Annotated in this window: 14 protein-coding genes; 6 read left to right on the forward strand and 8 right to left on the reverse strand. The window is 72.0% G+C overall.

What is annotated here, in order from left to right; translation table 11 throughout:
* Positions 1-197 precede the first annotated feature (197 nt).
* A complete protein-coding gene (locus tag Q5762_RS05640; protein WP_315890838.1) occupies positions 198-941 on the forward strand; it encodes a class I SAM-dependent methyltransferase in 744 nt (247 codons plus the stop codon).
* Positions 942-1,195: 254 nt separating this feature from the next.
* Here Q5762_RS05640 and Q5762_RS05645 read toward each other — a convergent pair whose 3' ends face one another.
* Positions 1,196-2,089, reverse strand: coding sequence for an SDR family oxidoreductase (locus Q5762_RS05645; RefSeq protein WP_315890839.1), 894 nt, complete (start codon positions 2,087-2,089; stop codon positions 1,196-1,198).
* Between the two features lies 1 nt (position 2,090).
* Positions 2,091-2,855, reverse strand: a complete 765-nt coding sequence (locus Q5762_RS05650) for an SDR family oxidoreductase (RefSeq protein WP_315890840.1) — start codon at positions 2,853-2,855, stop codon at positions 2,091-2,093.
* A 67-nt stretch (positions 2,856-2,922) separates the two neighbouring features.
* Between Q5762_RS05650 and Q5762_RS05655 the strand changes: the two genes are divergently transcribed.
* The 5 genes from Q5762_RS05655 to Q5762_RS05675 are packed head-to-tail and all read left to right on the forward strand — an operon-like array spanning position 2,923 to position 7,268.
* A complete protein-coding gene (locus Q5762_RS05655; RefSeq protein WP_315890841.1) occupies positions 2,923-3,708 on the forward strand; it encodes an enoyl-CoA hydratase family protein in 786 nt (261 codons plus the stop codon).
* Positions 3,705-4,553, forward strand: coding sequence for a CoA-transferase (locus Q5762_RS05660; RefSeq protein WP_315890842.1), 849 nt, complete (start codon positions 3,705-3,707; stop codon positions 4,551-4,553). Before Q5762_RS05655 ends, Q5762_RS05660 begins: the two co-directional genes overlap by 4 nt.
* Positions 4,550-5,290, forward strand: a complete 741-nt coding sequence (locus Q5762_RS05665) for a CoA-transferase (protein WP_315890843.1) — start codon at positions 4,550-4,552, stop codon at positions 5,288-5,290. The genes Q5762_RS05660 and Q5762_RS05665 overlap by 4 nt, the downstream gene beginning before the upstream one ends.
* On the forward strand, positions 5,290-6,339 hold the full coding sequence (locus Q5762_RS05670; protein ID WP_315890844.1) for a nitronate monooxygenase: 1,050 nt from the start codon (positions 5,290-5,292) through the stop codon (positions 6,337-6,339). Before Q5762_RS05665 ends, Q5762_RS05670 begins: the two co-directional genes overlap by 1 nt.
* A 29-nt stretch (positions 6,340-6,368) precedes the next feature.
* Positions 6,369-7,268 (forward strand): tyrosine-protein phosphatase, encoded by a 900-nt coding sequence (locus tag Q5762_RS05675; RefSeq protein ID WP_315890845.1) that lies wholly within the window; start codon positions 6,369-6,371, stop codon positions 7,266-7,268.
* Here the strand turns inward: Q5762_RS05675 and Q5762_RS05680 are convergent.
* The 6 genes from Q5762_RS05680 to Q5762_RS05705 form a co-directional block, all read right to left on the reverse strand.
* A complete protein-coding gene (locus tag Q5762_RS05680; protein WP_315890846.1) occupies positions 7,265-8,923 on the reverse strand; it encodes a DEAD/DEAH box helicase in 1,659 nt (552 codons plus the stop codon). The two genes, Q5762_RS05675 and Q5762_RS05680, sit on opposite strands and share 4 nt — an antisense overlap.
* Before the next feature lie 116 nt (positions 8,924-9,039).
* Positions 9,040-9,243: a cold-shock protein gene (locus Q5762_RS05685; protein ID WP_290114082.1), complete on the reverse strand. Its 204-nt coding sequence runs from the start codon at positions 9,241-9,243 to the stop codon at positions 9,040-9,042.
* A gap of 194 nt (positions 9,244-9,437) precedes the next feature.
* The gene (locus Q5762_RS05690) at positions 9,438-10,595 is read right to left on the reverse strand and encodes an acetyl-CoA C-acetyltransferase (RefSeq protein ID WP_315890847.1); all 1,158 of its coding nucleotides are present in this window, start codon (positions 10,593-10,595) and stop codon (positions 9,438-9,440) included.
* Between the two features lie 18 nt (positions 10,596-10,613).
* Positions 10,614-11,243 (reverse strand): TetR/AcrR family transcriptional regulator, encoded by a 630-nt coding sequence (locus Q5762_RS05695; protein ID WP_315890848.1) that lies wholly within the window; start codon positions 11,241-11,243, stop codon positions 10,614-10,616.
* Positions 11,244-11,258: 15 nt separating this feature from the next.
* Positions 11,259-12,059, reverse strand: coding sequence for an SDR family oxidoreductase (locus tag Q5762_RS05700; protein ID WP_315890849.1), 801 nt, complete (start codon positions 12,057-12,059; stop codon positions 11,259-11,261).
* Positions 12,056-13,192 carry an acyl-CoA dehydrogenase family protein gene (locus tag Q5762_RS05705; protein ID WP_399494609.1) on the reverse strand — a complete coding sequence of 379 codons (1,137 nt, stop codon included), beginning with the start codon at positions 13,190-13,192 and terminating at the stop codon, positions 12,056-12,058. The genes Q5762_RS05700 and Q5762_RS05705 overlap by 4 nt, the downstream gene beginning before the upstream one ends.
* Between the last annotated feature and the right edge of the window lie 17 nt (positions 13,193-13,209).

The raw sequence follows: 13,209 nt of genomic DNA on the forward strand, positions 1-13,209 counted from the left end.
AACCCTCACGCGTACCTCACTCGTACGCCACCCGGGAGCTGAGGGATGTCCGCCGGCCGGGACACGGGTGTTGGTTGATACGAGAGTCACCAGGGCGACATCTTCGTGTCATCTGCCAGTACGGGCCGCCGGACCAGGCGGAGCAGACTCTCAGCCACGTACAGACCGAACCACCGAAGGACTGAAGGGGGCGGCACGTGAGCGTGCAGCAGTACGACAAGATCGGCGAGGCGTTCGAGGGGTTCAAGTCCCTGCCCATGATCCGTTACGGGGAGGTGCCGAGCTTCCTGGGCCTGGTCGGGGACGTGCGCGGCAAGTCGATCCTCGACCTGGCGTGCGGAACCGGCTTCTACGGCAGGGAGTTCAAGCGGCGCGGGGCCGAGGACGTCCTCGGCGTCGACATCTCCGTCGAGATGATCGCCGCCGCGCGGGAGATCGAGCAGCGCGAGCCGCTGGGGCTGCGCTACGAGGTCGGCGACGTGGCCGAACTGGGGCCCCTCGACCGGAGCTTCGACATCGCACTGGCCGTGCAGTGTCTCAACTACGCCGAGGACATCGCGACGTTGGAGCGGATGTGCCGCAGCATCCACCGGAGCCTGGTGCCGGGAGGAGCGTTCTACATGCTCTGCCAGCGGCCGGACTACCAGTTCGACTGCGAGTCCCTGGAGGCGTACGGGTTCCGCTGCGAGCCGACCGGTGAGGAGATCGAGGTGGGTCCGCGGGTGCGGGTCACGGCGCTCCTCGACCCGCAGCCGATCAGCATCCTGGGCGCGGTGCCGAGCCGCGAGGTCTACGAGGGGTCCCTGCGGGCGGCCGGGTTCCGTGAGCTGGAGTGGGTGCCGCTGCAGGTGTCCGAGGCCGGCATCCGCGAGTTCGGCGAGGACTTCTGGGCGGACCTGCTGGCGACCCCGCCGCTGGAGATGCTCCGCTGCCGCGCCTGACCGCGGGGTGACGGCGGGTGGGGCCCGGTCGCCCCTGACGGGACTCCCGACAGGATGACCGGGCCCCACCCGGGAGCCCCGGGCCCCACCCGGGAGCCCGGGAATCCCACTTGGAGGCTCAGGGATCCCACCCGGGAGCCCGGGGATCCCACCCGGGAGCCCCGGGCCCCACCCGGGAGCCCGGGAATCCCACTTGGAGGCTCGGGGATCCCACCCGGGAGCCCGCGGAGGCCGGAGCCCCACCCAACGCCCGGTCAGTCGGCCGCGCCGTACACCCGCCCCGGGGTCTCCGCGGCCGCCAGCAGTTTCAGGGCCGCCTCCCCCGCCTCCGTCGCGGTCCAGCGCGCGCCCCTGTCGGACGTCGGGCCGGGGCGCCAGCCCTCCATGACCGTGATGCGGCCGCCCTCCGCCTCGAAGACGCGGCCGGTCACGCCCGCCGAGGCCGCCGAGCCCAGCCAGACGACCAGCGGGGAGACGTCCTCCGGTGCGCCCTCCAGGCCCGCGAAGGCCTGCGCCGTCATCCGGGTCCTGGCCGCCGGGGCGATGGCGTTGACCTGGACTCCGTAGCGGCCCAACTCCGCCGCCCCGACCAGCGTCAGGCCGACGATCCCGGCCTTGGCCGCCGCGTAGTTCCCCTGCCCGATGCTGCCCAGCAGCCCTGCCCCCGACGTGGTGTTGACGACCCGCGCCACCGGCTCGCGCCCCGCCTTCGCCTCCGCCCGCCAGTACGCGGCCGCGTGCCGCAGCGGCAGGAAGTGTCCCTTCACATGGACGCGCATCACCGCGTCCCAGTCGTCCTCGCCGAGGTTCACGAGCATCCGGTCCCGCAGGAAGCCCGCGTTGTTGACCAGGGTGTCAAAGCGTCCGAAGGTGTCCAGGGCGACCGCCACCAGCGAGGCCGCGCCCTCCTCCGTGGCGACGTCGCCGCCGTGCGCCACCGCCTCGCCGCCCGCCGTACGGATCTCCTCCACCACCTGCCCGGCCGGCGATCCGGACCCGGCGGAGCCGTCGAGCCCGACCCCCAGGTCGTTGACGACGACCTTCGCCCCCTCGGCGGCGAAGGCACGCGCGTGCGCCCGCCCAAGACCCCGCCCCGCGCCCGTCACGATCACGACCCGGCCGTCGCACAGCCCCTCGCTCAGACCCATCTCAGCTCTCCTTGTTGACAGTCGCGGCGTCCAGAAACGCGGGGCGTTCGCCGCCCCCGTGTACCAGCAGTGCGGCCCCCGAGACGTACCCGGCCCGGCCGGAGGCGAGGAAGACGGCCGCCTCCCCCACGTCCGAGGGCTCGGCGAGCCGGCCGAGCGGCACGGTCCGGGCGACGGCGGCGATCCCGTCCTCGTCCCCGTAGTGCAGATGGGAGAGTTCGGTCCGCACCATGCCGAGGACCAGGGTGTTCACCCGGACGTACGGGGCCCACTCGACGGCCATCGACCGCGCGAGGTTCTCCAGGCCGGCCTTCGCCGCGCCGTACGCGGCCGTGCCAGGCGAGGGCCGGGTCGCGCTGACGCTGCCGATCATGACGACCGAGCCGCGCGCGGCCCGCAGCAGCCCGTGGGCGGCGAGCGATGCCGTCAGCGGCGCGGTCAGGTTCAACTCCACCACCCGCGCGTGCCGTTCGGCCTCCCCCTCCCCCAGCAGCCGGTACGGCGTTCCGCCCGCGTTGTTGACCAGCACGTCGAGCCGTCCGTACCGCTCGCCGACGCCCGCGAAGAACGCGCCGACCGCCGCCGGATCCCGCAGGTCGACGGGGACGAACTCGGCTTCACGACCGGCCTCCTTCACCGGCTCGTCCGGTGGCCGGCGGGCGCAGACGACGACCCGCGCCCCCGCCCCGAGGAAGGCCCGCGCGATGCCCGCGCCGACCCCCCGTGTGCCGCCGGTGACGACGGCCACCCTCCCGTCCAGCTCCATCGGCTGCTACCTTCCTCACCAAGCAGTCACCTAACAAATGTTTGGTGGAAAGGTAGCTGATCCGCTCATGGGTGTCTCCACCACAAGCCCCGACAAGGGCGTCTCCCTCGTCACCGTCGACTTCCCACCCGTCAACGCCCTCCCCGTACAAGGCTGGTACGACCTCGCCGACGCCCTCCGCGCGGCCGGCCGGGACCCCGGGACCCGCTGTGTCGTGCTCGCCGCCGAGGGCCGGGGCTTCAACGCAGGCGTCGACATCAAGGAGATGCAGCGGGACCCCGGTCACGGCAGCCTGATCGGGGCCAACCAAGGCTGCGCGGAGGCGTTCGCGGCGGTGTACGAGTGCGAGGTGCCGGTCGTCGCGGCCGTCGGCGGCTTCTGCCTGGGCGGCGGCATCGGGCTCGTCGGCAACGCGGACGTGATCGTGGCCGCCGAGGACGCCACCTTCGGGCTGCCCGAACTGGACCGGGGCGCGCTCGGCGCCGCCACCCATCTCGCCCGGCTCGTACCGCAGCATCTGATGCGCGCCCTGTACTACACCTCCCGTACCGCCACGGCCGCCGAACTGCAGGCCCACGGCTCGGTCTGGAAGGTCGTACCGCGCGGGGAACTCCTCGACGCGGCGCTTGAGTTGGCGGGCGAGATCGCCCGCAAGGACGGTTATCTGGTCCGGCTCGCCAAGGCCGCGATCAACGGCATCGACCCCGTGGACGTGCGCCGCAGCTACCGCTTCGAGCAGGGCTTCACCTTCGAGGCCAACCTCAGCGGGGTCGCCGACCGCGTCCGCGACACCTTCGGCACCGCGAAGGCCGAGGACGAAGCCAAGGACCAGGCCAAGGAGGGCACCTCGTGACCGACAAGACCATGACACCCGACGAGGTCGTGTCCCGCCTCCGTTCCGGCATGACGCTCGGCATCGGCGGCTGGGGCTCCCGTCGCAAGCCGATGGCGCTGGTCAGAGCGCTGCTCCGGTCCGAGATCACCGATCTCACCGTGATCTCCTACGGCGGCCCCGACGTCGGCCTGCTCGCCGCCGCCGGCCGGATCCGCCGCCTCGTCGCCGCCTTCACCACCCTCGACTCGATCCCCCTCGAACCGCACTTCCGCGCCGCCCGCGAACGCGGCGCCTTCGCCATGACCGAGCTCGACGAGGCCATGTTCATGTGGGGCCTGCACGCCGCCGCCAACCGGCTGCCCTTCATGCCCGTCCGGGCCGGGCTCGGCTCGGACCTCATGACGGTCAACCCCGAGCTCCGGACGGTCACTTCGCCGTACGAGGACGGCGAGACGTTCGTCGCCGTGCCCGCCCTGCGCATGGACGCCGCCTTCGTCCACCTCAACCGCGCCGACCGGCTCGGCAACGGCCAGTACCTCGGCCCCGACCCGTACTTCGACGACCTCTTCTGCGAGGCCGCCGACACCGCGTACGTCTCCTGCGAACAGCTCGTCGACCGGTTCGACGCCGGTACGACCGCCCCGCAGTCCCTGCTCGTCAGCCGGCACAGCGTCACCGGAGTCGTCGAGACCCCGAACGGCGCCCATTTCACCTCCTGCGTCCCCGACCACGACCGCGACGAGCCCTTCCAGAAGATGTACGCCACCACCCCCTGGCCCGAGTTCGCCGAGCGCTTCCTCTCCGGCAAGAGCGAGGACGACTACCAGCAGGCCGTACGGACCTGGCACGAGGAGCAGCAGTGACCGCGACGACCACGACCGTCACCCGCGCCGAATACTGCGTCGTCGCCTGCGCCGAGGCCTGGCGCGACAACGGCGAGGTCCTCGCCGCCGCCATGGCCCCGGTCTCCTCCTTCGGCGCCCGGCTCGCCAAGCGCTCCTTCGCCCCCGACCTCCTCCTCACCGACGGCGAGGCGATGCTCGTCGGCCTCGACGGGGAGCCCGAGGGCTGGCTGCCGTACCGCCGCCACCTCACGATGGTCACCGGCGGCAAGCGGCACGTCATGATGGGCGCGAGCCAGATCGACCGGCACGGCAACCAGAACATCTCCTGCATCGGCGACTGGTCCCGCCCCACCCGCCAGCTCCTGGGCGTACGCGGCGCACCCGTCAACACCCTCAACAATCCGACCAGTTACTGGATCCCGAAGCACTCGCCCCGGGTCTTCGTCGAGCGCGTGGACATGGTCAGCGGCGTCGGCTACGACCGGGCCGCCGCCGCCGGGGCGGAGCGCTTCCACCGGATCCCCCGGGTCGTCTCCGACCTCGGCGTCTTCGACTTCGAGACGCCCGACCGCGCCATGCGCCTCGCCTCCCTGCACCCGGGCGTCACCGTGGACCAGGTCCGGCAGGCCACCGGCTTCGACCTCGTGATCGGCGACGACGTCCCGTACACCCGCGAGCCGACCGCCGAGGAGCTGCGGCTGATCCGCGAGGTGATCGACCCCAAGGGTCTGCGGGACCGGGAGGTCCGGATCTGATGGAGACGGCGCTCACCATGCTCACCGGCGTCCGGTACCCGATCGTCCAGACCGGCATGGGCTGGGTCGCCGGGCCCCGCCTCGTCTCCGCCACCGCGAACGCGGGCGCCCTCGGCATCCTCGCCTCCGCGACGATGACCGTGGAGCAGCTGCGCGCCGCCGTCCGCGAGGTGAAGTCCCGTACGGACGAACCCTTCGGGGTCAATCTGCGCGCGGACGCGGGCGACGCCCGCGAACGGGTGCGGATCATCATCGACGAGGGGGTACGGGTCGCCTCCTTCGCGCTCGCCCCGTCCCGCGAGCTGATCGCGGAGCTGAAGGACGCGGGCGTGGTCGTCGTCCCCTCGATCGGGGCCAGGCGGCACGCCGAGAAGGTCGCGGCCTGGGGCGCGGACGCGGTGATCGTGCAGGGCGGCGAGGGCGGCGGACACACCGGCGAGGTGGCGACGACGGTTCTGCTGCCGCAGGTCGTGGACGCGGTCGACATCCCGGTGGTCGCGGCCGGCGGCTTCCACGACGGGCGCGGTCTGGTGGCCGCGCTCTCGTACGGGGCGGCGGGCATCGCCATGGGCACCCGCTTCCTGCTGACCTCCGACTCCACCGTCCCCGATGCCGTGAAGGCGAAGTACCTCGCCGCCACGGTGAAGGACGTGACGGTGACGACGGCCGTCGACGGGCTGCCGCACCGGATGCTCCGTACGGAGATGGTCGCCGCCCTCGAACGGGCGGGCCGGGTACGGGCGTTGGCGCAGGCGGTCCGCCGGGCGGCGGGCTTCCGCCGGATCTCGGGCCTGTCGTGGCCGCGGATGGTCCGCGACGGGCTCGCGACGAAGCACGGCAAGGACCTGTCGTGGAGCCAGGTCCTGCTGGCCGCGAACACGCCCATGCTCCTCAAGGCGTCCATGGTCGAGGGCCGCACCGACCTCGGTGTCATGGCGTCCGGACAGGTCGCGGGGGTGATCGAGGACCTCCCCAGCTGCGAGGAACTCGTCCTGCGGATCATGTCCGAGGCCGAGAAAGTGCTCCGCACCCTGCCGACACCAGGGTGAAACCCTCATCTCCCCACGGGAGTTCCGTCATGCCACTGTCGAGACGCGCCCTTCTGAGCACCGCCACCGCCGCCGCCTTCGCGGCGGTCACCGCCCCGGCCGTCGCGGCGCCCCGCCGTCGGCACCGCGCCACGGCCGGCGCCCGGCTGATCCCACTCCAGGGCGCGGTCAACGTCCGCGACCTGGGCGGCTACCTCACGTACAACGGTGATCGGGTGCGTCAGGGCCTGGTCTACCGGGGCGATGCCCTGGGCAAGCTCACGGACGCCGACCTGACCACGCTCTCGGGGCTGCGCCTGGCCACGGTGGTCGACTTCCGGATCCCGCTGGAGGTCCAGTCCGACGGCGCGGACCGACTGCCCGGCGGGCTCGTCCCGGCCTCCCGGCCGGTGACCGACAACGGTCTCAACGCGCTGATACGGGCCGCGATCGGCTCCCGGGACCCGGTGAAGCAGGAGGAGATGCTGGGCGGCGGCCGGGCGGAAGCCTTCATGGCCGAGGTCTACCGCTCGTTCGTCACCAGCGCCGACAACCGGGCGCGGTTCGCGGCGACGATCCGTGACATCGCCCGCCCGGGCGCCGGCCCGCTGCTCTACCACTGCACGTCGGGCAAGGACCGTACGGGCTGGCTGAGTTACCTGCTGCTGACGGTGGCCGGGGTACCGGAGCGGTACGCCGTGGAGGACTTCCTGGCCTCCAACACCTTCCGCGCGGCGTACGACGCCCAACTGCGGGAGGGGCTGCGGCAGTCCGGGCTCATGCAGAAGCCGGAGCTGCTCATCCCGGTGCAGGAGGTGCGGACTCCGTACCTGAACGCCGCGCTGGCCGAGGTGAAGACCCGCTACGGCAGCCTCTTCGGCTACCTCACCGACGGCCTCGGCCTGGAGCTGCGCACGCTGGCGGAGCTCCAGGACCGGCTGGTCGACTAGGCGGCGCCGCCGGCGCGGCGACCACGGCCACCGCCGCCACCGCCGCTGCGGGTACGGGTGGACGAACCGCCCGTACCCGTGCCGGTACGGGAGCCGCCCGTACCCGCACCCGTACGCGAACCGCTCGCACCGGCACCGGTGCGCGAACCACCGGTCGCCGTACGGGCGTTGGCGCCCGAGCGGGAGCGGCCACCGCCACCGCCGGAACCGCCACCGCCACGGCGCGCGCGCTGGCCGCCGTTGCGGGCCGAGGCGGGCTGGGTCGGCTGCGGGACCTCGATGACGACCGGGACGCCGGACGGCTCGCGGGCGCCGGTGAGGCGGGTCAGCTCCTCGTCGCTGGACTTGATCTGCGCCGTACGCGGGCTGATGCCGGCGTTGGACATCAGCCGGCCCATGTCGCGCTTCTGCTCGGGCAGGACCAGGGTGACGACGGAGCCGGACTCGCCGGCCCGGGCGGTGCGGCCGCCGCGGTGCAGGTAGTCCTTGTGGTCGATCGGCGGGTCGACGTTGACGACCAGGTCGAGATCGTCGACGTGGATGCCGCGGGCCGCCACGTTGGTCGCCACCAGGACGGTGACCTGGCCGTTCTTGAACTGGTCCAGGGTGCGGTTGCGCTGCGGCTGCGAGCGGCCGCCGTGCAGACCGGACGCCCGGACGCCGCTCGCGAGGAGCCGCTTGACCAGCCGGTCGACGGCCCGCTTGGTGTCCAGGAAGAGAATGGTGCGGCCGTCGCGCGCCGCGATGCGGGTGGTGACGGCCTTCTTGTCGGTCTCGTCGGCGATGTAGAGCAGGTGGTGCTCCATCGTCGTGACCGCGCCGGCCGACGGGTCGACGGAGTGCACGACCGGGTCGTCGAGGAACATCTTCACGAGCCGGTCGATGTTCTGGTCGAGCGTGGCCGAGAACAGCATCCGCTGGCCGTCCGGCTCGACCTGCTTGAGCAGCGCCACGACCTGGGGCATGAAGCCCATGTCGGCCATCTGGTCGGCCTCGTCGAGGACCGTGATCGCGACCTGGTCGAGTCGGCAGTCGCCGCGCTCGATGAGGTCCTTGAGACGGCCGGGCGTGGCGACGACGACCTCGGCGCCACGGCGCAGCGAGTTCGCCTGCTTGGTGATCGACAGACCGCCGACGACGGTCGTGAGCCGCAGCTGCACCGAGGTGGCGTACGGGGAGAGCGCGTCGGTGACCTGCTGGGCGAGCTCACGCGTGGGCACCAGGACCAGGGCGAGCGGCGCCTTGGGCTCGGCGCGGCGGCCCGCGGTGCGGGCGAGGAGCGCGAGGCCGAAGGCGAGGGTCTTACCGGAGCCGGTGCGGCCGCGGCCGAGGATGTCCCGGCCGGCGAGCGAGTTCGGCAGGGTGGCGCCCTGGATCGGGAAGGGCTCGGTCACGCCCTGCGCGTTGAGCGTCTTGACCAGGGCCGCCGGCATGTCGAGGGCGTCGAAGGATTCGACGGAGGGGAGCGCGGGCGTCAGCGTCTCGGGCAGGGTGAACTCGCGCGGCGGCGGCGGCGAAGCCGGTCCACGGCCGCGGCCTGCGGCCTTGGGCCTGCCGTTGCCCCTCGGGGCGGCGGAGCCACGGCGGGAATTTCCGGACATGGTTCCGGAGCGGGATTCGGCGGCCCGACGGGGCCGCTGTTCGGAGCGTGTCATGGGAAATGCCTTCCTGGCCTGAGCAGAGCGCCCGAGCAGACTGCCTGAGCACAGCGCGAGCCGGGACCCGCACCTGCGCGGTGCGGGTCCCGGCTGCGAGAATCGCGTTACGGCGATCAGGCGGGGAGGATGTTCTCCGCCTGCGGGCCCTTCTGGCCCTGCGTGACATCGAAGGTGACCTTCTGGCCTTCCTGCAGCTCACGGAAGCCGGAGGTCGCGATGTTCGAGTAGTGGGCGAAGACGTCGGCGCCGCCGCCGTCCTGCTCGATGAAGCCGAAGCCCTTTTCGGCGTTGAACCACTTCACAGTTCCGGTGGCCATGTTTTCTCCTGAATAGGTAAGGGTCCCATCCCGGAGAGTCCGGAAAACAAAATTGCGCCTGAGGAACATTCCCGTCAGGCGCACATAAAGTTCATGGGTACCAACTAGCAACACTCAGACCTTAGCACGCCGCCCCACCCAAAAGGACAGGACGGCGACGCACGTCACACCGCGCCCCGCGCCCCGCGCGCGGATCAGAGCCGTTCGATGATCGTCACGTTCGCCTGACCCCCGCCCTCGCACATGGTCTGGAGGCCGTAGCGGCCGCCCGTGCGCTCCAGCTCGTGGAGGAGGGTGGTCATCAGCTTCACGCCGGTCGCGCCCAGGGGGTGGCCCAGGGCGATGGCACCGCCGTTGACGTTCACGCGCGCCGGGTCCGCGCCGGTCTCCTTGAGCCAGGCGAGGACGACCGGGGCGAAGGCCTCGTTGATCTCGACCAGGTCCATGTCGTCGATGGTCATGCCGGTCTTCTTCAGGGCGTACGCCGTGGCGGGTATCGGGGCGGAGAGCATCCGGATCGGGTCCTCGCCCCGCACCGAGAGGTGGTGGACGCGGGCGCGCGGGGTGAGGCCGTGTTCCCGTACGGCCCGCTCGCTCGCCAGGAGCATCGCGGCGGCGCCGTCGGAGACCTGGGAGGAGCAGGCCGCCGTGATGGTGCCGCCCTCCACGACGGGCTTCAGGCCGGCCATCTTCTCCAGGGTGGTGTCCCGGCGCGGGCCCTCGTCCACGGTCACGTCCCCGTAGGCCACGGTCTCGCGCGCGAAGCGGCCCTCGTCGATCGCGCGCAGCGCCCGCTCGTGCGAGCGGAGCGCGAATTCCTCCTGGTCACGGCGGGTGATGCCCCACTTCTTCGCGATCAGCTCGGCGCCATGGAACTGGTTGACCGGCGCGTCGCCGTAGCGGGCCCGCCAGCCCTCGGAACCCGCGTACGGGCCCTCGGTCAGGCCGAGGGGTTCGGCGGCCTGCCGGGAGGCGAAGGCGATCGGGATCATCGACATGTTCTGCGTACCGCCGGCCACGACCAGGTCCTGGGTGCCGGAGAGGACGCCCTGCGCGGCGAAGTGCACGGCCTGCTGGGAGGAGCCGCACTGCCGGTCGATCGTGACGCCGGGGACCTCCTCGGGGAGTCCGGCGGCGAGCCAGGCCGTACGGGCGATGTCGCCGGCCTGCGGTCCCACGGTGTCGAGGCAGCCGAAGACGACGTCCTCGACGGCGGCCGGGTCGATCCCGGAGCGGGCGACGAGGGCCTTCAGGACATGGGCGCCGAGGTCCGCCGGGTGTACGGAGGCGAGGCCTCCCTTGCGGCGGCCCACCGGGGTGCGGACCGCTTCGACGATGTAGGCCTCGGCCATGACGACTCCTCCAGGGGTTTATGTACGTACGGCGATTCCGTCCAGGACCATCGACAGGTACTGGCGGGCGATCTCGTCCGGGCTGTGCCGGCCGCCCGGGCGGTACCAGGACGCGGCGACCCAGACGGTGTCGCGCACGAACCGGTAGGTGAGCCGGATGTCGAGGTCGGCGCGGAAGGCCTCGGCCTCCACTCCGCGCTGCAGGGTCCCGAGCCATGCCTTCTCGAACTTCTGCTGCGAGTCCGAGAGGTAGTGGAAGCGGGGCTGGTCGGTGAGGTGCCTGGACTCCTTCTGGTAGATGGCGACGGCGGCACGGTGCCGGTCGATCTCCCGGAAGGACTCGGTGACGAGGGCCTCGATCGTCTCCCTGGGTCCGAGTCCGGCGGCGAGGACGGCGTCGTACCCCTCCCACAGCTCGGTCAGGAAGGTGGAGAGGATCTCGTCGAGCATCGATTCCTTGGAATCGAAGTGGTAGTAGAGACTGCCGGCGAGCATGCCGGCGGCGTCGGCGATCTTGCGGACGGTCGTGGCGTTGTACCCCTGGGCGGCGAACACCTCGGCCGCGGTGTCCAGGAGCTCGCGGCGCCGCTCGGGCGAGGCGCTCACCGGGGGCTTCTTCTTGGTCGTGTCACTGGCGGTCTTCGGCACACGTCCATTCTCGTCCTACGCGCGCTGGCTGCTGACGGAGACCGTCTCGCCGGTCATGTAGGAGGAGTAGCCGCTGGCGAGGAAGACGATCACGTTCGCGATCTCCCAGGGCTCGGCGTACCGCCCGAAGGCCTCGCGTTCGGTGAGCTCGGCGAGCAGCTCGGCGGAGGTGACCTTGACCAGGTGCGGGTGCATGGCCAGGGACGGGGAGACGGCGTTGACGCGGACGTCGTACGCGGCCGCCTCGACGGCCGCGCAGCGGGTGAGGGCCATGACGCCGGCCTTCGCGGCGGCGTAGTGGGCCTGACCTTCCTGGGCGCGCCAGCCGACGACGGAGGCGTTGTTGACGATCACCCCGCCGTGGTCCGCCGTGGCGAAGTGGCGCAGGGCGGCGCGGGTGCAGCGGAAGGTGCCGTTGAGGGTGACGTCGAGGACGCTGTTCCACTGCTCGTCGGTCATGTCGACGAGCGCGGCGGTGCCGCCGAGGCCGGCGTTGTTGACGACGGCGTCGAGGCGGCCGTGGAGCCGTACGGCGGTGTCGAAGAGGGCCTGGACGTGGGTCTCGTCGGTGACGTCGCAGGCGAGGGCGCCGACCCTGTCGGTGCCGAACTCGGCGGTGAGGGCGGTCTCGGTCTCCTTGAGGCGGCGGGCGTGGGCGTCGCTGATCAGGACCCGGGCGCCCTCCTCCAGGAAGCGGCGGGCGGTGGCGCCGCCGATGCCGGCGCCGGCGGCGGCGGTGATGACGGCGGTCCGACCGGCGAGCAGGCCGTGTGCCGGGACATAGGGGGGTGGGTCCACAGGCGCGGGTGGCGTCATGGGCGCGGCTCCTTCGGGAGGCCGAGCACCCGCTCGGCGATGACGTTGCGCTGGATCTCGCTGGATCCGGCGTAGATGGTGTCGGCGCGGGAGAAGAGGAACAGCCTTTGCCACTCGTCGAGTTCGTACGGTTCGGCGGCGACGACGGTGGCTGCGGCGCCGCAGATGTCCATGGCGAGTTCGCCGAGGTCGCGGTGCCAGTGCGACCAGTAGAGCTTGGCCATCGAGGGGTCGGTGGAGCGCAGCGCGTTCGCCCGCATGGCCTGGAGTCCGGTCCAGGCCTGGACGAGCCGGTCGCGGATCAGGGGGTCGGCGAGTGCGCCGTTGCGCCGGGCGAGGGCGATCAGGCCGTCCAACTCGCGCCGGAATCCGACCTGTTGGCCGAGGGTGGAGACGCCGCGTTCGTAGCCGAGGGTGGCCATGGCGATCCGCCAGCCGTCGCCGGGCGCGCCGACGACGTTCGCCGCGCCGGTCCGGGCGCCGTCGAAGAAGACCTCGTTGAACTCGCTGGTGCCGGTGAGCTGGACGATGGGCCGGACCTCGACGCCGGGCTGGTCCAGGGGGACGAGCAGGTACGACAGTCCGGCGTGACGTTTCGACCCCGGCTCGGTGCGGGCGACGACGAAGCACCACTGGGACGCGTGGGCGAGCGAGGTCCATACCTTCTGGCCGGTCACCACCCACGCGTCGCCGTCGCGCACGGCACGCGTACGGACGGCGGCGAGGTCGGAGCCGGCGCCGGGCTCGCTGTAGCCCTGGCACCAGAGTTCCTCGACGGCGCGGATCGGGGGCAGGAAGCGGGCCTTCTGCTCCTCCGTGCCGTGGTCGATGAGCGTGGGGCCGAGGAGCTGCTCGCCGATGTGGTTGACGCGGGCGGGGGCGTCGGCGAGGGCGTACTCCTCGTGGAAGGCGATCTGTTCCTCGATGCTCGCGCCACGCCCGCCGTACTCCTTCGGCCAGCCGACGCAGGTCCAGCCGTGAGCGGCCAAGTGCCGTTCCCAGGCGAGTCGTTCGGCGAACGCCTCGTGCTCTCGGCCCGGTCCGCCGAGGCCCTTGAGGGGGGCGAACTCGCCACTGAGGTGGGTCCGAAGCCAGTCGCGTATCTCGGTACGGAACTCCTCGACGCTGCTCATGGCGCTGCTCATGGCCG

The sequence above is a fragment of the Streptomyces sp. P9(2023) genome (assembly GCF_032436795.1).
GTDB lineage: Bacteria > Actinomycetota > Actinomycetes > Streptomycetales > Streptomycetaceae > Streptomyces.

Coding starts and splice junctions, on each gene's coding strand:
- Q5762_RS05705 (WP_399494609.1), bottom strand. CDS start 13,192: ATGAGCAGCGTCGAGGAGTTCCGTACCGAGATACGCGACTGGCTTCGG.
- Q5762_RS05650 (WP_315890840.1), bottom strand. CDS start 2,855: ATGGAGCTGGACGGGAGGGTGGCCGTCGTCACCGGCGGCACACGGGGG.
- Q5762_RS05685 (WP_290114082.1), bottom strand. CDS start 9,243: ATGGCCACCGGAACTGTGAAGTGGTTCAACGCCGAAAAGGGCTTCGGC.
- Q5762_RS05700 (WP_315890849.1), bottom strand. CDS start 12,059: ATGACGCCACCCGCGCCTGTGGACCCACCCCCCTATGTCCCGGCACAC.
- Q5762_RS05690 (WP_315890847.1), bottom strand. CDS start 10,595: ATGGCCGAGGCCTACATCGTCGAAGCGGTCCGCACCCCGGTGGGCCGC.
- Q5762_RS05670 (WP_315890844.1), top strand. CDS start 5,290: ATGGAGACGGCGCTCACCATGCTCACCGGCGTCCGGTACCCGATCGTC.
- Q5762_RS05655 (WP_315890841.1), top strand. CDS start 2,923: ATGGGTGTCTCCACCACAAGCCCCGACAAGGGCGTCTCCCTCGTCACC.
- Q5762_RS05675 (WP_315890845.1), top strand. CDS start 6,369: ATGCCACTGTCGAGACGCGCCCTTCTGAGCACCGCCACCGCCGCCGCC.
- Q5762_RS05645 (WP_315890839.1), bottom strand. CDS start 2,089: ATGGGTCTGAGCGAGGGGCTGTGCGACGGCCGGGTCGTGATCGTGACG.
- Q5762_RS05680 (WP_315890846.1), bottom strand. CDS start 8,923: ATGACACGCTCCGAACAGCGGCCCCGTCGGGCCGCCGAATCCCGCTCC.